This is a genomic window from Filimonas zeae (assembly GCF_014641615.1).
Taxonomy (GTDB): Bacteria; Bacteroidota; Bacteroidia; order Chitinophagales; family Chitinophagaceae; genus Filimonas; species Filimonas zeae.
Window position 1 is genome coordinate 309,817 of record NZ_BMIB01000004.1, and the last position, 20,564, is coordinate 330,380.

Genomic DNA, 20,564 nt, shown 5'->3' on the forward strand with positions numbered 1-20,564 from the left:
TTTACTGAATCATGCAGGCCCCTACGGTAACATGACTCGTTTCGTCAATTAATATAGCTCCACCGTTTCCTCTCAGTTTTTTATATTGATCAAACACCAGCGGCTTTGCGGTTTTGATAACCACTTTTACAATATCATTCAACGCAGCCTGCTCAGGTGCAGCCAGTTGCTCCAGCGTATTAACGTCTATCTTGTATTCAATTTCCTTTACCACGCTTTTTACTACCGTAGTATTCAACTGAAGCAGATATTTTTTACCAGCTGTTAAAGGCTTACTATCCATCCAACACAAAAGCACTTCGAGCTCCTGCTCTACCTGTGGCAGATCGGTGCTTTTTACGATTACATCACCCCGGCTAATGTCAATATCATCTGCCAGATGCAGTACAATGCTTTGCGGCGCAAAAGCCTCTTCCACCTGCTTACCGCCGGTTTCAATAGCACTGATAGTGCTGGTAATACCCGATGGTAAAACAGTTACAGCATCCCCTTTTTTATAAATACCGCTTACCAGTTTACCGGCATAACCGCGGTAATCATGTAAGTCTTCTGTTTGAGGGCGGATTACATATTGCACCGGAAAGCGTGCATGCTCCAGATCAATATCCTGTTGCACCTGTACGTTTTCTAATACTTCCAGTAAAGACGGGCCTTCATACCAGCCAATCTCGTCTGATTTATCTACTATGTTATGCCCTTTTAATGCACTGATAGGAATATAGGTTACATCTTCCAGGCCCAGTGATTTAGCCAGATTGGCGTAATCAATCACAATGTTATTGAACACATCCTGCGAATTGTTTACCAGATCCATTTTGTTTACAGCCACTACCACATGGCGCAAGCCCAGTAAAGAAGCAATAATGGAATGCCTTCTGGTTTGCTCTACCACACCACCCCGCGCATCCACCAGAATAATAATCAGGTTTGCATTAGAGGCACCGGTTACCATGTTACGGGTATACTGTATATGCCCCGGCGCATCTGCTATAATAAACTTGCGCTTAGGCGTAGCAAAATATTTATAGGCAACATCAATGGTAATGCCCTGCTCCCTTTCTGCCCGTAAGCCATCGGTAAGCAGTGCCAGATCAATTTCGCCTTCTTCTTTATTTTTGGTTTGTTTTTCTATTGCTTCCAGCTGATCAATCATGATGCTTTTGCTGTCGTACAGCAGGCGACCAATCAACGTGCTTTTGCCATCATCAACACTACCGGCTGTTATAAAACGTAGAATATCCATATTGTTTATGTTGAAGCTGATTACTAGTTAAAAATATCCATTCTTCTTTCTGTCTTCCATTGCCGCTTCCGACACACGATCGTCGATACGTGTTTCGCCGCGTTCACTGGTTTTGGTGGCAATGATCTCTTTGATGATACCATCAATGTCAGAAGCATCTGACTCCACCGCTGCCGTACAGGTCATGTCACCCACGGTTCTGTAACGCACTGTTTTGGTTACTACAGAATCGCCGGGCTCCAGCGTAATAAAATCAGAAATCGCCACCAGTTGACCTTCATGCTCTAATACTTCCCGCTCATGAGCGAAATAGATAGAAGGCAATTCAATCTTCTCGCGACGGATATAATTCCAGATATCCAGCTCCGTCCAGTTGCTGATAGGGAATACACGTACATTCTCCCCTTTGCTGATACGGCCGTTATAGGTATTCCATAATTCAGGGCGCTGGCGCTTAGGGTCCCACTGACCAAACTCATCACGCACCGAGAAAATACGCTCTTTGGCACGTGCCTTTTCTTCATCCCGGCGGGCACCACCTATACAGGCATCAAATTCAAACTCTTCAATGGTATCCAGCAGGGTAAATGTTTGTAAGGCGTTTCTGCTGGCAAACTTACCTTTCGGTTCTGTTAAGCCTTTTGCTTTAATGGTATCGCCCACGTTCCGCACAATCAGTTTTTCATCTATCTGTGCCGCCAGCCTGTCGCGATATTCCAGTGCTTCCGGAAAGTTGTGACCGGTATCTATATGAACCAAAGGAAAAGGAAACTTACCAGGACGAAAAGCCTTCAATGCAAGGTGAACCAGTGTAATAGAATCTTTACCACCACTGAACAGCAGCGCAGGGCGCTCAAACTGTCCGGCTACCTCACGAAATATATGAATAGCCTCAGACTCCAGCTGATCTAAATAATCTAATTCGTACATGCCACTTATTTAATTGTATGCAAATCTTTCAATCGATAACATTAACCCAACCACCCTCAACCACCAAACCACATCTTCCGTTGCGCTTATTCTGTATACCAGTTGCCACTTTCTGTCTGTCAACGGCCCTCTATTTATGAACATGCAACCCGCATTCTTTTTTATCCGCATCTTCCCACCACCAGCGACCCGCTCTGAAATCTTCACCCGGTTTTACCGCTCGTGTACAGGGGGCGCAACCGATACTGATAAACCCACGATCGTGTAAAGGATTGTAAGGGATATTATGCCTGCGTATAAACTCCTGCAACTCTTCAGTTGACCAATTTAAGAGCGGATGGTATTTGGCGATGCTATTGCTCCCGTCCCACTCAATCTGTTCCATATCTGTACGGTTGGGAGAATGTGCTGCGCGTATACCGGTAAGCCATACCTGCTTGCCTTTTAAGGCGCGTTGCAGGGGCTCTACCTTGCGTATAAAACAACATCGCTTGCGGTTGTCTACAGATTCATAAAAACTATTGGGACCATTTTCTGCAACAAACTCCTGCAACAAATGTGCATCGGGATAGTAAGCAGTAATGGGTTGTTTATAACGTGCTAACGTGCTGCTCCAGGTAGAATAGGTTTCCGTAAACATTCTGCCTGTATCCAGCGTAAAAACGTCGATAGGTAATTGCTCAGAAAAAATAAGATGTGAAATAGCCTGGTCTTCCCAGCTAAAACTGGTGGAAAAAATAACTCCACCTGGAAAGGCTTCGCTGATATTGCGAAGTGCTGCTATGATATCGGTAGTGTTGGTAGCCTTTTGTAGTAATTCCAGTGTGGAATCTGTAGTACTCGTTTGCATAATAAATTCATTGATAGTTTAGTATTGAAATGCAGGCAACGGCGCTGTATCAGAACTTGCAACAGCAGCAACAACAGAACATGTATGTGCGGATACTTACCATCAATGAAGCCTTTTTTTGTATAACAACCTATAAATACGGTAGACAAATATAGAACGTTTACCCAATTCCCCACTGCTTTAGTAGATTTATTTTTTCCATATCAACTTACAAATGATAGTTTATCAATGTATTGCCAAACCCGTAGAAAAAAAATTTGCAGCGTAATTGTCCGCGCCTTTATCTTTGCACCAGTTCTTTCAACATCACTTATCAAGAAAGGCAGAGGGATATGGCCCGATGAAGCCTTGGCAACCACACACGGTACGTGTGAAAGGTGCCAATTCCATCACGTTTACCCAAACGTGAGAGATAAGTCAGATTTAAAGTTTGATACCATAGCAGCAATGCACAATCATATTCAAGCCCATCTGACTACAGGATGGGCTTTTTTGTTGCCTGCCTGTAACGCTTCTGTAGCGACTTATCTACCTTTCTTTCCTGCTGAGTGCTGTTAAAGCCTGTCTAATCAATTAATAACCGTCTGTCGCAACCATTGCAACAGGCAAAATGTCTAAACAAAATGAGTAACGCAACACAACTGATTCACAGCATTCCGGTAGATCCGCAAACAGGTTCCATTTCTGTACCTATTTATCAGACTTCTACGTTTGTACAGGAGGCGCCGGGCGTTAACAAAGGCTACGACTATGCCCGTTCCAACAATCCCACACGTGCGTCGCTGGAACAATTAGTAGCTACACTGGAACAGGGAGAAACAGGTATTGCCTTTGGCAGTGGCCTCGCCGCTATTGATGCAGTAATCAAGCTGCTGAAAGCCGGTGATGAAATACTGGCCGTAGATGATATTTACGGTGGCGCCTTTCGCCTGTTCACCCACATTTATGAAAAATTTGGCATCTCTGTACGGTATGTAGATACCACCAACGTAGAGAATGTGTTTGAAGCAATTACGCCGCAAACCAAATTGATCTGGCTGGAAACGCCTACCAATCCTACCTTAAAAATATCTGATATAGCAGCCATTGCAGCTGTTGCTAAGGCCAGCGGGTGCTGGCTTTGCGTGGATAACACTTTTGCTTCACCCGCTTTACAGCAACCTCTTACGCTGGGAGCTGATATTGTAGTACACTCAGCCACCAAATACCTCGGCGGCCACAGCGATCTGATTGCCGGTGTAGTAGTTACCCGCGAAAAAGAGCTGGGCGATAAAATTAAATTCATCCAGAATGCGAGCGGCGCTATTCTGGCTCCATTCGATAGCTGGTTAGTCATCAGAGGCATTGAAACCTTACACCTGCGTGTGCGCCAGCACAGTGCCAATGCACTGGAAGTGGCCCGTTATCTGGAGCAGCATCCGCAGGTAGATAAAGTATTCTATCCCGGCCTGCCTTCCCACCCCAATCATGAGATTGCTAAAAAACAGTCTAAGGCTTTTGGTGGCGTTGTTTCCTTTACACTGAAACAGAATACGGAAGATGCAGCTGTGGCACTGGTAACAGCAACACAACTATTTAAATTGGCCGAAAGCCTGGGCGGTGTTAAAAGCCTGCTCTGCCATCCGGCCAATATGACGCATAAATCTATTCCTGCTGAAAAGCGCAGAGCAGCCGGCGTTGCCGACAGCCTCATTCGTTTATCAGTAGGGCTGGAAGAAGTAGAAGACCTGATCAACGATCTGGATCAGGCACTGACAAAACTGAATAACAAAACCACACAACCTGTAAAACAAAAGGAGCTGGTGGTATAACATAATCATCCCTTTAACAGAAGAGCAGCTGCTATGCGCGCAATCAGTAGCCGGCTCTTCTGCCACGGGGAACCATAACAGGCAAGTACAGGAATTAAAAAATAAACCAAATTGAGCTTAGTTTTTTCGTACAAAGAAGACTTCACCTTAGAATCAGGCAAAGTAGTACAGGGATTTCATTTAGCATATACCACCTGGGGGCACCTCAACAGCGCCCGGGATAACGTTATATGGGTATTTCATGCCCTTACCGCCAACAGCAATCCTGCTGAATGGTGGCCCGGCATTGTTGGGCCCAATGCGTTTCTGAACCCTGAGCAATACTTCATTGTTTGTGTAAACATGCCATCCAGCTGTTACGGCAGCATTTCGCCGCTCAGCACCAATCCGCAAACGGGAGAACCGTATTACCATCAGTTTCCTATGTTTACTACCAGAGATATGGTGCGCAGCTATCAGCTGTTGCAGCAGCACCTGGGCATTGAAAAAGTATACCTGGGCATTGGCGGTTCTATGGGTGGGCAGCAGCTGCTGGAATGGGCTATTGAAGATCCTGCTTTGTTCGAAAATATTGTACCTATTGCCACAAATGCTTTTCACTCTTCCTGGGGCATTGCCTTCAACACTTCGCAGCGCCAGTGTATAGAGGCAGATCCTACCTGGAAACAGCAGCATGCTACGGCAGGTATAGAGGGCATGAAAGTAGCCCGCTCTGTGGCCTTACTGTCTTACCGCCACTACGATACCTATCAGCAATCACAGGCAGGTTATACGCCTGAAACGGCTCATCTTCCGGTTGATGAACAGGTAGCAAGGGCAGAAACCTACCAGCAGTATCAGGGTGAAAAACTGGCGCGCCGTTTTAACGCTTTCAGTTATTACTTTCTGAGCAAAGCCATGGATACGCATAACGTAGGCCGCGGCCGCCAGAGCGCGCAAAAAGCGTTGCAAAGCATTACGGCACGCACGCTGGTAATAGGCATCAGTTCCGATTTGCTGTTTCCTCCGTCAGAGCAGGCGTTTATTGCGCAACATATACCCGGCGCGCAATTGTCTGTAATTGATTCTTTCTACGGGCACGACGGCTTTTTACTGGAGTATGATACTATTATTAAACTGCTCACCGGTTTTCTGGACATTTCATCCCAACATAAACAACTATCAACACAACAGGTTTTAATAAATCAGTAGTAATGGAAGCACACAAACAATTAACAATTGGACTATTTGGTTTTGGCGTAGTAGGCGAAGGCTTATACAAAGTATTACAACAAACCCCCTCCCTGAAAGCAACTATTAAAAAGGTCTGCATTAAAAATCCGGACAAAAAAAGAAACGCTCCTGCGGAGCTGTTTACGGCTGACAAAAACGATCTTTTATTCGATAAAGACATCAACGTTATTGTGGAAGTAATTGACGATGCAGATGCTGCATTTGACATTGTATCCACAGCATTTCAGCAAGGCAAGGCGGTAGTAAGCGCCAGCAAAAAAATGATTGCAGAACACCTGGCTGAAATACTGGAATACCAGAAACAAACCGGCTTACCTTTTCTGTGCGAGTCTGCAGCCTGTGCTTCTATACCCGTAATCCGTAACCTGGAAGAGTATTACGATAACGACCTGTTACATGGCATTAAAGCCATCATTAACGGCTCTACCAACTTCATCCTCACCAGAATGTTTGAGGACAAAAAAGAGTTTTCAGAAGCGCTGTTACAGGCACAGCAACTGGGCTTTGCAGAAAGCAACCCCAAGCTGGACGTAGAAGGCTACGACTCTGTTAACAAATGGTCTATTCTCCTCTGCCACGCTTATGGCATTGTAGCGCATCCCAATGATATTCTGTTTACCGGTATCCAGAACATTCAGTTAAGCGATGCAGGTGTTGCCAGAGAAAAGAACTACGATATTAAACTGGTAGGCCAGGCACAAAAGCTGAGCAACGGCAAAGTGGCTGCTTACGTATTGCCTCAGTTTGTAAAGCATGATGACCAGTTATCATTCGTGAAGAATGAGTACAATGGTGTGGTTATTGAAAGCGGCTTTGCAGATAAACAATTCTTTTACGGCAAAGGTGCCGGTAGCTTCCCTACCGCATCCGCTGTATTAAGTGATATTTCTGCCCTCCGTTACGATTACAAATACGAGTACAAAAAGAAATACTACCATACTCCCGGCGAACTTACCAACGACTTTTACGTTCGCGCGTATGTTAGCTTCGATAAAATTCAGGACATCAACAAGGATGACTTTGAATGGATTGAAGAGTGGCATGGCGGTCAGGAAAGAAACTACCTGGTAGGTGTTATCCATTTTGAAAAGCTGGTAGCCAACAAATGGTGGAAGGCACCCGGCATTTCCCTGATACTGACTCCTGACCCGGTTATCGAAAGCATTGAGCTGCGTAATATTAAGAAGAGAAGCCTGGAACTGGCAGGTATTGGTAATTAACCCCATCAAAAACTTTCTTATACCTCAAAAGAAGCTGTTTCAGTAATAGGAAACAGCTTCTTTTTGTAGGGTGCTGCACCTGCCCAACCTCCCCTGTTTCCGAAAAATGCCACTTTCGCATACAATTTAGAAGCTCGGCCATGCCATCGCCCAACTTCTAAAAATGCTCCAACAACTTCTTCATCTCATCCGGCAGTTGCCACACGCCGTCAATCAGTTGTTTTTTCCCGCCAGAGAACTTCTTTATCCCGTGTCAGTGTTGGCGGAGCACTTTTACAAGCTTCTTCTTTACACCAAAGAGCAGGGGAATCACGCCAGAAGGTTGACAAATGCCGCCCCAGAGTTGACAAATCCCCTCGCAGAGCTTCTGATTTACACGCTAAAGCTGGGCCATGACATCAATAAGCTTTAGGATGGGAATATAAAGCTTGCAGAAAACAGCCGGAAGCTTAAGGAGCAAATGAAACAACTCACGCTCCGCGCCGCCCTGTTGTTGGTTGGTATGGATAAACACATTGCCGGCAGCGGCAAGTCAGCGGGGCTGATGAATAAGCTGGCGCACGGGATGGAAAAGCTTGTGCACGGAATAGGAAAGCTTGTGTACGGGATGGGAAAGTTAGCGTACGGAATAGGAAGGTTGGTGCACAGGATGGAAAACTTCTGTACTGGATGGAAAAGCTGGTAAATGGTACGCAGAAGCTCACTATCTGTATCATAGCTCTCCGGAACAACACAGCAGCCCTCCGGATTTGCATTAACCCGGCACCCCTGAGATGGGCTTCTATTGCTAACAAAAACAGCCCCCCTTTTACGGGCGGCTGCTCAATACAGTATACACTTGCAAAAAACCTAGTATTCGTCCTCGTTAAACATGAAGTCTTCCTGACTAGGGTAATCAGGCCATATATCTTCAATGCTCTCATACACTTCACCCTCGTCTTCCAGCTCCTGTAAGTTCTCTACCACTTCAATAGGGGCACCAGAACGAATAGCGTAATCAATCAACTCGTCTTTTGTGGCTGGCCAGGGCGCATCTTCCAAATAACTGGCTAATTCTAATGTCCAGAACATAGCAAAACTTTTAGTTTTATCTGGGAATATTGTTTGTCTAAGGGTAGACCGTACCGGACGGATTACACCTAAAAATTTGCGCAAAAGTAATTGTTACATTGAAATTACCAAAAATGCCTTTATATATACGTGTAAATAAATAATTAAAAATCGGGTAAGTTTGTGGCAAGGCTGCCTAAATGGTCTGAATGGCAATATGTTAAAAGCAACTAATATAAAGAAAAGATACAATCAGTTGGAAGTGCTGAAAGGCGTGGATATTTCCGTTGAGAAAGGCGAAATAGTATCTATTATAGGCTCGTCCGGTGCCGGAAAAAGCACGCTTTTACATATTCTGGGCACTTTAGATACGGCCGATGGCGGCGAAATTTACCTGAATAACGAACCCATTCATCTCTACAACAGCAAAAAACTGGCAGCCTACCGCAACCGCAACATGGGCTTTGTATTTCAGTTTCACCACCTGCTGCCAGAGTTTACTACGCTGGAAAATGTATGTATTCCCGGCTGGATTGCAGGCCGCAAAAAAAAGGAAGTGGAACAGGAAGCCATTGGGCTGCTGAAAACACTGGGCCTGGGCGACCGGCTGGATAATAAACCCCAGGCGCTGAGCGGTGGCGAACAGCAACGGGTGGCTGTGGCACGCGCGCTGATTAATAAACCATCCATAGTGTTTGCTGATGAGCCTACCGGCAACCTGGATAGTACCAACGCCAAAGAACTGCATCAGCTGTTTGTAAGGCTGCGCAGCGAGTTTAACCAGACTTTTTTAATTGTAACCCACAATGAGGAACTGGCAGGTATGAGCGACCGTGTGTTGCATATGAAAGATGGCCTTATCAGCGCCTAACCCTGGGTACGTGGCACCCACGGAATTTCCGGCACCTGTTGCAGGTGCCCTATATACCTGGCCAGTACAAATAAATAATCGCTCAGCCGGTTCAGGTATTTTATCACCAGCGGCTCAATGTATTGCTCCTGCTCCTGCATGTCCACACAAATGCGCTCTGCCCTGCGGCATACGCAACGCGCTATATGAGCTGTGGAAACGGCTACATGTCCGCCGGGCAGTATAAAGTGTTTCATCGCAGGCAGTACCTCGTTCATAGCATCAATCTGCTGCTCCAGCAGTTCTACATCTGCCTCTTTTAAATCAGGCATGCGCATACGGGGTTCTTTTTCAGGGTCGCAGGCCAGCGAAGCGCCTACGGTAAAAAGGCGGTCCTGAATTTCCTTCAGCAGCTTACGGGTGGCATCATCGGTAAGGTAATCGCTTATCAACCCTATGTAAGAGTTCAGTTCATCCACCGTTCCATAGCTGTCAATACGGATATGGCTTTTAGGCACTTTGGTTCCACCAATCAGAGAGGTCTTGCCCTGATCTCCTGTTTTTGTATATATCTTAAATGCCATAATTCAATCGTTATAATACCACACCCCCTAGTGGCTCAGTGTTTCTATCACCTGCTTTTCGTTCAGCTTATCGGTTTCAATCAGGCCATCGCGCAGGCGCACTACCCTTTTGGCGTGGGCGGCAATATCTTCTTCGTGCGTAACCAGTACCACGGTGTTACCTGCTTCCTGTATCTGGCCAAATATCTCCATTACTTCCACAGATGTTTTAGAATCCAGGTTACCGGTAGGCTCATCTGCCAGCAGCAGCGAAGGGTTGTTTACCAGCGCACGGGCAATAGCTACCCGTTGAATTTGTCCACCACTCAGCTCGTTGGATTTATGGTGACTGCGGGTGGCCAAACCCACCTTCTTCAGGGCTTCCATAGCCCTTTCCAGCCGGTCTTTTTTATTAACCCCGGCATAGATCAATGGCAGCGCCACGTTCTCCGCCGCAGTAAGCCTGGGCAGCAAGTTAAACTGCTGAAACACGAAGCCTATTTCTTTGTTACGCACTTCTGCCAGCTCATCATCCGGCATTTTACTCACGTCCTTACCATTCAGTACATACTGCCCGCCGGTAGGCGTATCCAGGCAACCCAGAATGTTCATCAGGGTACTTTTACCACTGCCTGAAGGGCCCATCAGCGCCACATACTCGTTCTTGTGTATGTCGAGCGAAATGCCCTTTAATACAGGAATGGCCTGCGAGCCCATGTAATAGTTTTTTACAATCTGTTCCAGGTGTATGATAGAGGTAGACATGGTCGCGGTTGGTTGAGTGTTAGAATTCTATTTTTTAATCACCTTCGGCACTTTAAAAAACTGGCCGTCAGCATCAGCAGCATTCAGTAAAGCATCCTCACGGGTAACAGAGCCTTTTACCGCATCTTCCCGCCATACGTTAGAAGCACTGCTCATGTGCAGCAGCGGCGTAACACCTGTGGTATCCACTTCTTCCAGCTTTTCCACAAAGGCAATCATACGTTGCAGATCGCCCTTAATCTCTTCTTTTTCAGTATCCGTAAACTGCAAACGGGAAAGGTGAGCCAGCTGGTCAAATGCTTTATCAGTTATTTCCATACAAACAAAAATAACTGAAACCGGGTTTCTTTTGGCGAAAAATGGAACAACGGCAAAAACAGTACGATTTACCACAGAAAAAACGATATTTACTATTTAGTTCACGCAAAACCTGGATATGAAAACGAGCACCTGTAGCATTTTTGTAGTAGAGGATGATCTGTTTTATGGTTCCATGGTAGAACATTTTCTGTCTTTGAACCCCGACTTCCTGGTAAAGAGATTCAGTTCAGCAGCTGATCTGTTAACAGGCTTGCATAAAGATAAACCCGACCTGATTACGCTTGATTACTCGTTACCGGACACCACCGGCGACCGCCTGCTATTGCAGATCAAGGAAATCAGTCCGGAAACGCATGTCATTATCATATCCGGCCAGGACGATATACAGGTAGCGATAGACCTGTTGCAGAAAGGCGCGTCTGACTATATTGTAAAAAACGAAGAAACTGAAAAACGTTTAAGCCTCTCTACCCAACGGCTGCGGCAGGATATTGCCCGCAGGCGCGAACTGGAATCGCTGAAAACCGAAATAGCCCGCAAGTACGATTTCCGGTTTAAAACCATGATAGGCACCAGTCCTGCCATTAAAAAAGTATTTGAACTGCTGGAAAAAGCCAGCAACACCAATATTACCGTAAGCATTACCGGCGAAACAGGTACGGGTAAGGAAGTGGCTGCCAAATCCATCCACTTTAACTCGCCCCGTAAAAACAAACCGTTTGTGGCCGTAAACCTGGCCGCCATACCGCGCGACCTGATAGAATCTGAATTATTCGGTCACGAAAAAGGATCGTTTACCGGCGCCCTCGGCCGCCGCATAGGCAAGTTTGAAGAAGCCCACAAAGGCACCCTGTTTCTGGATGAAATAGGCGAACTGGATATTAATCTGCAGGCCAAACTGCTGCGTGTGCTTCAGGAAAAAGAACTTACCCGCATTGGCAGCAACGAGATTATAAAAATAGACGTACGCATACTGGTAGCCACCCACAAAAACCTGTTAGCAGAGGTTAAAAAAGGCACCTTCAGGGAAGACCTGTACTATCGCCTGCTGGGCCTGCCTATTCTGTTACCACCACTGCGGGAACGTGGTAATGATATATTGCTTATAGCCAAACATTTTACAGACGCCTTCTGCCACGAAAACAACCTTACTGAAAAACAATTGTCTGTAGAGGCTAAAAAGCAATTACTGCTGCACCCCTTTCCGGGCAACATACGTCAACTGAAATCGCTGGTAGAACTGGCTTGCGTACTTAGCAATACCGACGAAATACTACCCGAGCACCTGGCAGAAATGCAGCCGCCGGCACGGGTGGAAGAAGCAAACCCGCTGGGCGTGTCGCTAAGCCTGAAGCAGCACACCTGCCGTATTATTCAGCAATGCCTGGATAACAACGACTACGATGTAATGAAGGTGGCGCAGATACTGGATATTGGCAAATCCACCATTTACCGCATGATCAACAACGGCGAACTCATACTATATAAGCATCCCAGCAAAATAGCCTGAGAATCATTCCGCTGTATCAACAAAAACCGGTATCTTGACAAGGAATTTGTCCCCTATCCCCCTGTCAGCACATGAACATTAATTTACATCAGCAACTCAGAATCCTCCTATCCAGTAATTTCCATCTAAAACCAGTTACCACAGGCCTAAACTGCGCCGAGGAAGGCAATCCGGTTTCTTTTATGCCCAGCCGTACAACTTCCCGTTCCTCCGGTACGCCCGCCGGCAACGGCAAAGGCACGCACGAGCCCGGGTATTACACCACAGGCCAGGTAAATGTAGATAGCCATACTTACGAATGGCTGAACATGCTTATCTCCAGTATGCCGCATGCCACACTGGTTACCGATGCACTGCGCAATATCATCATTACCAATCAGCAGTTCTGTAACCTGTTCAACCTGTCTAAAACGCCGCAGGAGCTGGTAGGCTACAATACAGTAGACCTGCTGGGCGATGTGAGTAATGACCTGATGGATATGATGAACCTGACCCTGCGGATTACAGAACTCTACGATACCCGCAAACCGGCAGACAACGATGAAATGCATTTGCGCGATGGGCGCATTCTTTCACGTGGGCACCGCCCGCTGTATTTCCGCAATGAGTTCTTCGGGCATTTATGGACGTATTCTGACGAAACAGAACGCATACAGGCCCGCAAAAAGCTGAATGAGCAACGCGACTTTTACGAAAATATACTTAACTCCATACCTACTGAAATAGCAGTGTTCTCACCCGACCACCGCTATCAGTTTGTAAATCCCGCCGCTGTTAAAGATGCGGCGCTTCGCCGGTGGATTATAGGCAAAACCGATGCAGACTACTGCGTGTTCCGGGGTAAGGATATGGCTATTGCCGAAAACAGAAGGCAGCACCTGCGGCAGGTGGCTACCACCGGTAAATCGCAGGCCTACCTGGAAAAACTGATTAACCGCCACAAAGAGGAAGTGAGCGTACACCGCACACTTAACCCCGCTTACAACCAGCAGGGTGAGCTGGAAATGGTCATCGGCTACTCCATGGATGTTACCGAACAGGAAAACATCAAAGAGCAGGCCCTGTACAACGAAAGAAAATACAAAGACCTCTTCAACTATAGCCAGGAACTCATTTGCATGCACGACCTGCAGGGCAATATTGAAAAAGCCAACCCGGCCCTGTGCGCGGTAATGGAAATGCCCGAAAGCAAGTTCATTGGCAAAAACCTGAAAAACTTTCTGCCGGAGCAGGATCACCATCTGCTTACAGATACCTACCTGCCTACCATCCGTACCGGCGGGCGGGCAAAAGGGCTGTTCCGTTTCAATACCCATTCCGGCAGACGCATTTACCTGCTGTTTCAGAACTATAAAATAGTACACCCCAAAGGCGAGTTACCGCCCTACATTATCTCTTTTGCGCAGGATGTAACCGACCGTATTCAGGCAGAGCGGCAGGTAAAAGAAGCCAAAAAGGTGGTGGAGGAAACTGCCAAAGTAAAGGAAAAGTTCCTCACCAATATGAGCCACGAAATACGCGAACCTATGCTGCGTATTAAAGAAATGGCCACAGAACTGATTAACAATGTACCTGCCGTGCGGCAACAATCTGCCCTGGATAAAATATTCAACAGCTCTGTACACGTGCTGGATGTGCTGTCTGATATTCTGGATCTGGAAAAAGCCAGCGCCGGAGATATTGTACTGGAACATGCCGGTTTTGATGTGGCAGTGGCTATTTACAACGCCATGGCCTCTTTCCGGGAAGAAACAGACCGGAAAAACCTCCGCTTTGTATTCGACAACCGGCTTCCGCCTGATTTTGAGGTAATTGGCGATGCCAAACGACTGGCGCAGGCATTGGAAAACCTGATTGGCAATGCCGTAAAATTCACGCACGAAGGCGGCATTACCGTTAGCGTACAGATTGAAAAGGAATCTCCGCTGGATGTTACGCTGCACTTTTCCATCAAAGACTCTGGCATTGGTATAGATGAAGACAAGCTGATTCAGATATTCCAGCCGTTTATGCAGGCGCACGATCACCATAAAAAACAATACGCCGGTGCGGGACTGGGCCTTGCGCTTACCAAAAAGTTAATAAGTTTGCAAAATGGCACTATCTGGGTAGAAAGCCGTCCGAAAAAAGGCAGTACCTTCCATTTCAATATAGTGTATCATAAATTCTCCGACCCTGAAACCATTCAAAACGATGTAAACTTTAATAGCGTGATTAACAGGTTAGGAAATGTAAAGGTGCTGTTAGCAGAGGATAACGAAATAAACCAGTTATTGGCGCGAAGCGTGTTGCAATACCTCGGCTTTGAATCTAAAACCGTATCGAACGGTCAGGAAGCTTTAGACCTGTTGCAACTGGAAGATTTTGACGTAATACTGATGGATATACAGATGCCCATAAAAGGCGGTCTGGAAGCCACTACCGAAATACGCAGTCTACCCCACCCACACAAGAAAAACATTCCAATCATAGCCCTTACTGCCAGTACTTTAAAAGGCGAAGAAGCCCGGTATTTAGCCGCTGGCATGAATGCCTTTATACCCAAACCTTTTAAAGAGCAGGATTTGTATAACATTATAGAAAAAGTTCTTGGTAACAGGCAACAGGGCGGCAGTAACGAATAGCTGATGGATAGCGAAAAATTATACGACCTGTCTTATATGAACCAGGTAACCAAAGGCAATACAGCCCTGCTGGAAAAGCTGTGTCAGGCGTTTATTACCGGTGCCTCGCAGGGTATAGCCACGTTGGAAACCGCCAGTGAGGCCGGCAATATTGATCTGGTACAGGAAACCTCGCATACACTTAAAACAACCCTGGCCACCATGAACGTGCGCGAAGCCACCGCGCTGTTAATACTGATTAACAAAAGTGCACGGCTAAAGGTAAACACAGAGGAAATTCCGGCTATGGTAGAACGGGCAGCGGTAATTATCCGCGACGCCGTTACGCAACTAAAGAACGACTTACAGTTATAAAAGAAAAGTCCCCGCTTCTGGCAGGGACTTTCTTTTTTTATCTCTTCTTAAATTCAGCTTTCATCTTTTCCAGGTGGTTGATAAAGTCCTGGGCAGTACCCTGATAACCGTATCTCTCATTACTTAAAGGCTCGCCCTTCAGATCGAGAAACATGTATAAAGGTTGTGCATTAAAACCGAACTTGGTAATCTCGTAATCCAGGTTTCTGTCACCCACATCGTCGATCAACTTACCGTCTTTGTTTTTGTATTGCTCTTCTTCCGGCAGTTCCTTTCTATGGTCTACATACAGGCTGATTAATACAAAGTCTTCCTTCATAATCTTCAGCACATCCGGGTTGCTCCATACGCTTTGCTCCATAGCGCGGCAGTTGGCACAGGAGTGGCCTGTAAAGTCCAGCATCACCGGCTTGTTCAGCGCTTTGGCAGCAGCCATTCCTTCTTCCAGATCAAAGTAGGCAACCAGGCCAAACGGAACGTGCAGCTCATCCACCAGTTTCTTAGGCGGTTGTGCGGCGCTGTTAGTATTAACAGCGGGGCCGCTACCGGCTGCGCCAATTTTATACTGTAGCTCGTTCAGGTTAAAGTCCTGCGTTGTTGGCGGAGGCAGCAAACCACCCATAGCCTTCAACGGCGCCCCCCACATACCCGGTATCAGGTACACGGCGAATGTAAAGGAACTGATAGCCAGTAACAGGCGCGGAATGCTTACATACTTCATAGGGCTATCGTGCGAGAAGGTAAGTTTACCCAGCAGATACATACCCAGTAAAATAGCTACCACAATCCAGATAGCCAGGAAAATTTCCCTGTCTAACAAATGCCAGCCGTATATCAGGTCTACGTTCGATAAAAACTTCAGCCCCAGCGCCAGCTCCACAAAGCCGAATACAATCTTCACACTGTTTAACCAGCCACCACTTTTAGGCAGCGATTTCAGCAAGGAAGGGAACATGGCAAACAGGGTAAATGGTAAAGCCAAACCAGAACTAAAGCCCAGCATACCCAGTATAGGCCCCAGGCCAATACCTTCTTTACTGGTTTGCGCCAGCAAAGAACCCACAAACGGGCCTGTACAGGAGAAGGATACAATTACCAGCGTTACCGCCATAAAAAAGGTGCCCATTAAACCACCCTTACCTGCTTTTTCATCTGCTTTGGTAGCCCAGCTGCTGGGCAGCGTAAGCTCAAATGCCCCAAAGAAAGACATAGCAAACAGCATAAAAATGGAAAAGAACAACAGGTTGGCCGGTACACTGGTAGATATTTTATACAGTATATCCTGGCCAAACAGAATGGTCAGTATCAGCGTAGGAATGGTATAAATAAGAATAATAGACAAAGAATAGGTAAGCGCCGTACGCATACCACCACCTTTACTTTCACTCTTCTTCAGGAAGAAACTTACCGTTACAGGCAACAGCGGGAATACGCAGGGTGTTAACACCGCTGCCAAACCAGCCAGCAAACTGAGCAGGAAGGTTTTCATTAATCCGTTTTCAGCCGCTTTGGTATCGCCTTCCGCAGCAGTTGCTCCGTTGGCAGAAGCTGCAGATGGTTTTACTGTTTTAGAGAACCCACCGTTATCGGTACTGTTTAACTGCTCACCTTCTTTAATCAAACCTGTAAAGTCACCTTTCAGCACTGCCGTATCTGTAGCAGTTACTAAAAAGGGAAACTCAAAAGTTACGCTGTCTGTATAATAACGTAGCTCAGCTTCCAGGCTTGCATCCTTCTCTGTTTGCAACTTACCAATCTCCTTTACACCGGCTGCTGCTACTGCATAGCCTTTGGTTTTGGTAGTATCGAAGTTGAGCACAGATACATATGCGTCATCTGCGTTTTGTGCTTTGGTGGTTAAAAGCTTAACGCCTTTACCCATAATTGCTTTTACCGTTAATGTAACAATACTGTCGTTGGTTCGTGCTGCGGTAAAAGCAAACTGCACAGGTTTGGTGTCCTGTGCAGCAACCGTTTGTATTATGCCGGCTGCCAGTATTAAAACAGCCGCAAAAAATTTCTTCATTAATCTAATTGAGGGCTGAAAGTATGATTATTGTAACTTGATGTTAAACGCCTTGCTGGTAGGAGGCAGACACCGTGTATCATCACAGGTCATGTATTCTACTTCGCCGGTGATGTTGGTTTTAACATTACCCTTCACTTTTACCACCTGTACAAAATCAACTTTCTCGCTGTAGTATTTTACGTCTACGCCAAAGTTTTCGTCGTGGCTGGTTTTCATGCTACCTACTTCTTTCACTTTACCGTCAACGGTTACCAGTGGGTTCTTTTTAAAAGAGATTTTGGTAGGGATAGGACCGCCATCCGGAGTTGTTTGAGAATACACGTGCCATGGTTTGGCAAAAACAGCGCTGATTACCACTTCGTACGTGTTGGCAGATTTCTTTTTTGCACTGAAAGTCCATTTAACCGGATCTTCTACCTGAGCTTTTACTCCAAAAGCCAGCGCCAGGAACAGAGAGAATAAAGCAATAGTTTTTTTCATTTTGTACTCGTTTTTCGTTCTGATATAAAGACTATTAAAACCCATTTTAGTACTGGTTACCATGTGTTAATGTATGCTTAAAAGCAAAAACACCAATGCAGTAGCCAGGGTGCAGTTTGCATAAGAGGGGTAAAGTTATAATCGTTTTCTATTGCGGCCAATTATTATAAACGGAAAGGCCCGCCAGCAGCCAGAAAACAAGGGCCGGCAACCAGCCCCTGCAGGGGTAAATAAACACCCCGGCCACAAATACCGAAGCAGGTACCATAGCCATAATACCGGCTTCAAAACCGGCATCTTTACACACAAACATTACCGGAATAAGCAATACCAGCGTCAATAGCAGCACCGTCCATGCTTTGCGTACCTGTATAAGGCTGCGGGTAGCATTGGTACGCCAGAGGAAAATACCGGATAGTATCAGCAGGCACAAAACAACGGCAGTTCCTATAAATATGGGGGTATGTGCAGGGGGTATAAAATTAACACCCCATTCAGGAATGTACAGCCATATATCGCCCAGGTTACCACCCAGAAACAGCAGACTTACCAGCAGGTAAAACGGCGTAAACACCCCCAGCAGCACTATAAACCATTCGTTCAGGCGAAAGGTGCGCAGTATGGCTATGGCAATTAAACACAGCGGCACCAACGTAACCGAGGGGTGGTATAACATTACCAGCAGGCCGGCAATAAAGCCTATGTTAAAAATTACCTGCCGGGGTAAAGCGGCTACCTGTAAACGCACCATTTTGCCAAACAGCCATATAATAAGGCTGTTACATAACAAAGCAGGTGTTATATGCGCCCAGGGCTCAAAAAGCGCGGTCAGCAGCAGATAAGCCATGGCCACGGTGTAAGATACTTTGGAAAACAGCCTCAACTCTGAGGCTATATGGTTTAACCGTAACGCTTGTAATACTACCAGGGTATGATAAATAACTACCAGTATAAACCCCGGCAGTGGCGGAGCTAAAAAGAACAGTCCCCCCAAAGCCCCCGTTCCGTGTGCGGCCACTACTTCCGGTGCCTGTACTATAAAACAGGCATGCAGCCCCAGACTTAGCAGGAGCAACCAGAATATACTGCCGGATGAATTTTCACGGAATAGCGATACCACTTAGTTTTTTGGGTTAAAATTCCACTTTTGCGAAACAAATATAATTTCTGTACTCGCAAGGCACAATCATCTCCCAGCTACTTACCTGTTTGGCGAACCGGGGCATAAAATTGTATCCCTTATCGAGGTTCTTAAAGGTTGGGCTTCTATGTAACTGACCATCGGCGGTTATGCTCTGGTCACTTAAAAGTAAGTTTCTTTTTTCAAGCTGGTTGAAAATAAAATGGATTTCACCGCCTGAATTCATGGTACCATATCCCAGGTAGTTATCGGTATTATCATCGTATTGCGATTTCCGGAGTACGTTAGACCACTCCATGGTAGCCGAAGAATCGAACGATAAAACAGCTACGTTATCGGCAAAATACCGGGTTACCTGAAAACCGCCAAAGCCACCATAACGCCCCCACGGGTAGTAGTAATTATTAAAGGGGCTGCTATAATAATAGTAGTTGTTGTAGGGTGACATATAATACGGCGAACCAAACCCGTTCATATAATCCCAGCGGTTGCTGGCACCGGAACGGGAAGAAGTATACACTGATTCTGAGGCAATTACAAACCCACCATCTTTACGCATTACAATGTTCTGCAGAAAATAGTCGTTAAACGCTGTCTTCTGGCTGCCATCTCCTTTGGCATCTGCCCGCAGTTCTTCACTAAAAATGGTATTGTTGTTGGCCACCACTGTACCGGTAGTTTTATCCCACATACTACAGAACAAGCCATCAATATTTCCACGTTTACTTTTACTGAAAAAAGAGGTTACCAGATAGTGTTTGTTCTGGTTATCCACTTTTAACCGTATATCATCCATAAACAGGTTCATCAGGTCCACATTGTACACGGCTACAGAATCTGTAAGCGCCTTTTTCACCACCAGATCCAACCGGGTAATATTATCATTTTGTGAACTTCCGGCAGGTTTCAGAAACGCAAGATCACCTTCATTATCCAATACAAACTCGTTCAGAAAAGCGTGCTTTTCGTCCATAGAAATAGCCACCACACTCTTCACCAAACGGGCCAGATCGGCATTAAACAAACTCAGCGTTACCATATGCGAACGCTCGTTCTTAGAATTTATTTTCAGTACGCCTATCTTCTGTTTATCCTCACTGTTAAGTACGGTGTACAGCTTTTTGCTGCTGCTGTAGTTAATGTCGGTAGTATCCAGCACCACCGGCTCGCCCACCAGCTTTCCGTCTGCATTCAGCTTCGCCGCCATGCAAAACACAATATTTTTCTTCTGGTACTGGTAAAACAGATAAGAGTAATCCTTGTAGCTGAGGAAATCGACGTTCAAAGCACGGTTGGGTATAAAATCCAGCACGATCTTCTCCTTTATCTTCATATTGTTGTCGTACACGGTAATAGAATGGTTATCCCTTACGCCTTTGTACACCAGAAAATGACCATTCATTTTGCCTATTACCTCAAAATTCAGATTGCGCACATCATCCTTATCCGGCTCCGAATAATAAATACGCTGCGCACCCGCCCCTATCGTTCCTGCCACCCATAATAACAGAGCAAACAATCCTTTCATAGCCTAATTTTACTGTTAACAAATGTAATGCTTAGCAGAACAAGAAATTTCATTATACATTT

Annotated in this window: 19 protein-coding genes and 1 riboswitch; of the genes, 8 read left to right on the plus strand and 11 right to left on the minus strand. The window is 45.9% G+C overall.

Annotated elements, in window-relative coordinates; genetic code table 11:
* Position 1: 1 nt before the first annotated feature.
* The 3 genes from IEY13_RS19905 to IEY13_RS19915 all read right to left on the minus strand — a co-directional run bounded on the left by IEY13_RS19905 (position 2) and on the right by IEY13_RS19915 (position 3,023).
* Positions 2–1,243 carry a sulfate adenylyltransferase subunit 1 gene (locus IEY13_RS19905; RefSeq protein WP_188955494.1) on the minus strand — a complete coding sequence of 414 codons (1,242 nt, stop codon included), beginning with the start codon at positions 1,241–1,243 and terminating at the stop codon, positions 2–4.
* A 27-nt stretch (positions 1,244–1,270) separates the two neighbouring features.
* Positions 1,271–2,173 carry a sulfate adenylyltransferase subunit CysD gene (cysD, locus tag IEY13_RS19910; protein WP_188955496.1) on the minus strand — a complete coding sequence of 301 codons (903 nt, stop codon included), beginning with the start codon at positions 2,171–2,173 and terminating at the stop codon, positions 1,271–1,273.
* 130 nt (positions 2,174–2,303) lie between these two features.
* The gene (locus IEY13_RS19915; RefSeq protein ID WP_188955498.1) at positions 2,304–3,023 is read right to left on the minus strand and encodes a phosphoadenylyl-sulfate reductase; all 720 of its coding nucleotides are present in this window, start codon (positions 3,021–3,023) and stop codon (positions 2,304–2,306) included.
* 307 nt (positions 3,024–3,330) lie between these two features.
* Positions 3,331–3,442: riboswitch (SAM riboswitch) on the plus strand.
* 204 nt (positions 3,443–3,646) lie between these two features.
* Here IEY13_RS19915 and IEY13_RS19920 point away from each other — a divergent pair.
* The 4 genes from IEY13_RS19920 (at position 3,647) to IEY13_RS19935 (ending at position 7,972) form a co-directional block, all read left to right on the plus strand.
* The gene (locus IEY13_RS19920; protein WP_188955500.1) at positions 3,647–4,834 is read left to right on the plus strand and encodes a trans-sulfuration enzyme family protein; all 1,188 of its coding nucleotides are present in this window, start codon (positions 3,647–3,649) and stop codon (positions 4,832–4,834) included.
* A gap of 111 nt (positions 4,835–4,945) precedes the next feature.
* The gene (locus IEY13_RS19925) at positions 4,946–6,025 is read left to right on the plus strand and encodes a homoserine O-acetyltransferase family protein (RefSeq protein WP_188955502.1); all 1,080 of its coding nucleotides are present in this window, start codon (positions 4,946–4,948) and stop codon (positions 6,023–6,025) included.
* 2 nt (positions 6,026–6,027) lie between these two features.
* A complete protein-coding gene (locus tag IEY13_RS19930) occupies positions 6,028–7,287 on the plus strand; it encodes a homoserine dehydrogenase (RefSeq protein ID WP_188955504.1) in 1,260 nt (419 codons plus the stop codon).
* Between the two features lie 460 nt (positions 7,288–7,747).
* Complete coding sequence (locus IEY13_RS19935) at positions 7,748–7,972, plus strand: hypothetical protein (protein WP_188955505.1); 225 nt, start codon at positions 7,748–7,750, stop codon at positions 7,970–7,972.
* A gap of 164 nt (positions 7,973–8,136) precedes the next feature.
* Here the strand turns inward: IEY13_RS19935 and IEY13_RS19940 are convergent, their stop codons facing one another.
* Entirely contained in the window at positions 8,137–8,358 is a 222-nt protein-coding gene (locus IEY13_RS19940) for a DUF2795 domain-containing protein (RefSeq protein ID WP_076374923.1), read from the minus strand.
* Between the two features lie 196 nt (positions 8,359–8,554).
* On the opposite strand from IEY13_RS19940, the gene IEY13_RS19945 reads away from it, so the two are divergent.
* Complete coding sequence (locus IEY13_RS19945) at positions 8,555–9,208, plus strand: ABC transporter ATP-binding protein (RefSeq protein WP_188955507.1); 654 nt, start codon at positions 8,555–8,557, stop codon at positions 9,206–9,208.
* On the opposite strand, the gene IEY13_RS19950 is transcribed toward IEY13_RS19945, so the two are convergent.
* The 3 genes from IEY13_RS19950 to gatC are packed head-to-tail and all read right to left on the minus strand — an operon-like array spanning position 9,205 to position 10,833.
* Positions 9,205–9,771 (minus strand): cob(I)yrinic acid a,c-diamide adenosyltransferase, encoded by a 567-nt coding sequence (locus IEY13_RS19950; protein WP_188955509.1) that lies wholly within the window; start codon positions 9,769–9,771, stop codon positions 9,205–9,207. The two genes, IEY13_RS19945 and IEY13_RS19950, sit on opposite strands and share 4 nt — an antisense overlap.
* Before the next feature lie 27 nt (positions 9,772–9,798).
* The gene (locus tag IEY13_RS19955; protein WP_308421175.1) at positions 9,799–10,515 is read right to left on the minus strand and encodes an ABC transporter ATP-binding protein; all 717 of its coding nucleotides are present in this window, start codon (positions 10,513–10,515) and stop codon (positions 9,799–9,801) included.
* A gap of 27 nt (positions 10,516–10,542) precedes the next feature.
* A complete protein-coding gene (gene gatC / locus IEY13_RS19960; protein ID WP_188955511.1) occupies positions 10,543–10,833 on the minus strand; it encodes an Asp-tRNA(Asn)/Glu-tRNA(Gln) amidotransferase subunit GatC in 291 nt (96 codons plus the stop codon).
* Positions 10,834–10,951: 118 nt separating this feature from the next.
* Between gatC and IEY13_RS19965 the strand changes: the two genes are divergently transcribed.
* The 3 genes from IEY13_RS19965 (at position 10,952) to IEY13_RS19975 (ending at position 15,324) form a co-directional block, all read left to right on the plus strand.
* Positions 10,952–12,346: a sigma-54-dependent transcriptional regulator gene (locus IEY13_RS19965; protein WP_188955513.1), complete on the plus strand. Its 1,395-nt coding sequence runs from the start codon at positions 10,952–10,954 to the stop codon at positions 12,344–12,346.
* A gap of 182 nt (positions 12,347–12,528) precedes the next feature.
* Positions 12,529–14,970, plus strand: coding sequence for a PAS domain-containing sensor histidine kinase (locus tag IEY13_RS19970; RefSeq protein ID WP_188955515.1), 2,442 nt, complete (start codon positions 12,529–12,531; stop codon positions 14,968–14,970).
* Between the two features lie 3 nt (positions 14,971–14,973).
* Positions 14,974–15,324, plus strand: coding sequence for a hypothetical protein (locus IEY13_RS19975; protein ID WP_188955517.1), 351 nt, complete (start codon positions 14,974–14,976; stop codon positions 15,322–15,324).
* Positions 15,325–15,361: 37 nt separating this feature from the next.
* Here the strand turns inward: IEY13_RS19975 and IEY13_RS19980 are convergent, their stop codons facing one another.
* The 4 genes from IEY13_RS19980 to IEY13_RS19995 all read right to left on the minus strand — a co-directional run bounded on the left by IEY13_RS19980 (position 15,362) and on the right by IEY13_RS19995 (position 20,502).
* The gene (locus tag IEY13_RS19980) at positions 15,362–17,350 is read right to left on the minus strand and encodes a protein-disulfide reductase DsbD family protein (RefSeq protein ID WP_188955519.1); all 1,989 of its coding nucleotides are present in this window, start codon (positions 17,348–17,350) and stop codon (positions 15,362–15,364) included.
* A gap of 27 nt (positions 17,351–17,377) precedes the next feature.
* Entirely contained in the window at positions 17,378–17,833 is a 456-nt protein-coding gene (locus tag IEY13_RS19985) for a protein-disulfide reductase DsbD domain-containing protein (RefSeq protein WP_188955521.1), read from the minus strand.
* 148 nt (positions 17,834–17,981) lie between these two features.
* Positions 17,982–18,953, minus strand: coding sequence for a hypothetical protein (locus IEY13_RS19990; RefSeq protein WP_188955524.1), 972 nt, complete (start codon positions 18,951–18,953; stop codon positions 17,982–17,984).
* Positions 18,954–18,966: 13 nt separating this feature from the next.
* Positions 18,967–20,502 (minus strand): hypothetical protein, encoded by a 1,536-nt coding sequence (locus IEY13_RS19995; RefSeq protein ID WP_188955526.1) that lies wholly within the window; start codon positions 20,500–20,502, stop codon positions 18,967–18,969.
* Positions 20,503–20,564 lie beyond the last annotated feature (62 nt).

What these genes read in the sequence shown, in the direction of transcription:
- IEY13_RS19905 (WP_188955494.1), bottom strand. Translation starts at nt 1,243, where the DNA reads ATGGATATTCTACGTTTTATAACAGCCGGTAGTGTTGATGATGGCAAA.
- cysD (WP_188955496.1), bottom strand. Translation starts at nt 2,173, where the DNA reads ATGTACGAATTAGATTATTTAGATCAGCTGGAGTCTGAGGCTATTCAT.
- IEY13_RS19915 (WP_188955498.1), bottom strand. Translation starts at nt 3,023, where the DNA reads ATGCAAACGAGTACTACAGATTCCACACTGGAATTACTACAAAAGGCT.
- IEY13_RS19920 (WP_188955500.1), top strand. Translation starts at nt 3,647, where the DNA reads ATGAGTAACGCAACACAACTGATTCACAGCATTCCGGTAGATCCGCAA.
- IEY13_RS19930 (WP_188955504.1), top strand. Translation starts at nt 6,028, where the DNA reads ATGGAAGCACACAAACAATTAACAATTGGACTATTTGGTTTTGGCGTA.
- IEY13_RS19935 (WP_188955505.1), top strand. Translation starts at nt 7,748, where the DNA reads ATGAAACAACTCACGCTCCGCGCCGCCCTGTTGTTGGTTGGTATGGAT.
- IEY13_RS19940 (WP_076374923.1), bottom strand. Translation starts at nt 8,358, where the DNA reads ATGTTCTGGACATTAGAATTAGCCAGTTATTTGGAAGATGCGCCCTGG.
- IEY13_RS19945 (WP_188955507.1), top strand. Translation starts at nt 8,555, where the DNA reads ATGTTAAAAGCAACTAATATAAAGAAAAGATACAATCAGTTGGAAGTG.
- IEY13_RS19950 (WP_188955509.1), bottom strand. Translation starts at nt 9,771, where the DNA reads ATGGCATTTAAGATATATACAAAAACAGGAGATCAGGGCAAGACCTCT.
- IEY13_RS19955 (WP_308421175.1), bottom strand. Translation starts at nt 10,515, where the DNA reads ATGTCTACCTCTATCATACACCTGGAACAGATTGTAAAAAACTATTAC.
- gatC (WP_188955511.1), bottom strand. Translation starts at nt 10,833, where the DNA reads ATGGAAATAACTGATAAAGCATTTGACCAGCTGGCTCACCTTTCCCGT.
- IEY13_RS19965 (WP_188955513.1), top strand. Translation starts at nt 10,952, where the DNA reads ATGAAAACGAGCACCTGTAGCATTTTTGTAGTAGAGGATGATCTGTTT.
- IEY13_RS19970 (WP_188955515.1), top strand. Translation starts at nt 12,529, where the DNA reads ATGCCCAGCCGTACAACTTCCCGTTCCTCCGGTACGCCCGCCGGCAAC.
- IEY13_RS19975 (WP_188955517.1), top strand. Translation starts at nt 14,974, where the DNA reads ATGGATAGCGAAAAATTATACGACCTGTCTTATATGAACCAGGTAACC.
- IEY13_RS19980 (WP_188955519.1), bottom strand. Translation starts at nt 17,350, where the DNA reads ATGAAGAAATTTTTTGCGGCTGTTTTAATACTGGCAGCCGGCATAATA.
- IEY13_RS19985 (WP_188955521.1), bottom strand. Translation starts at nt 17,833, where the DNA reads ATGAAAAAAACTATTGCTTTATTCTCTCTGTTCCTGGCGCTGGCTTTT.
- IEY13_RS19995 (WP_188955526.1), bottom strand. Translation starts at nt 20,502, where the DNA reads ATGAAAGGATTGTTTGCTCTGTTATTATGGGTGGCAGGAACGATAGGG.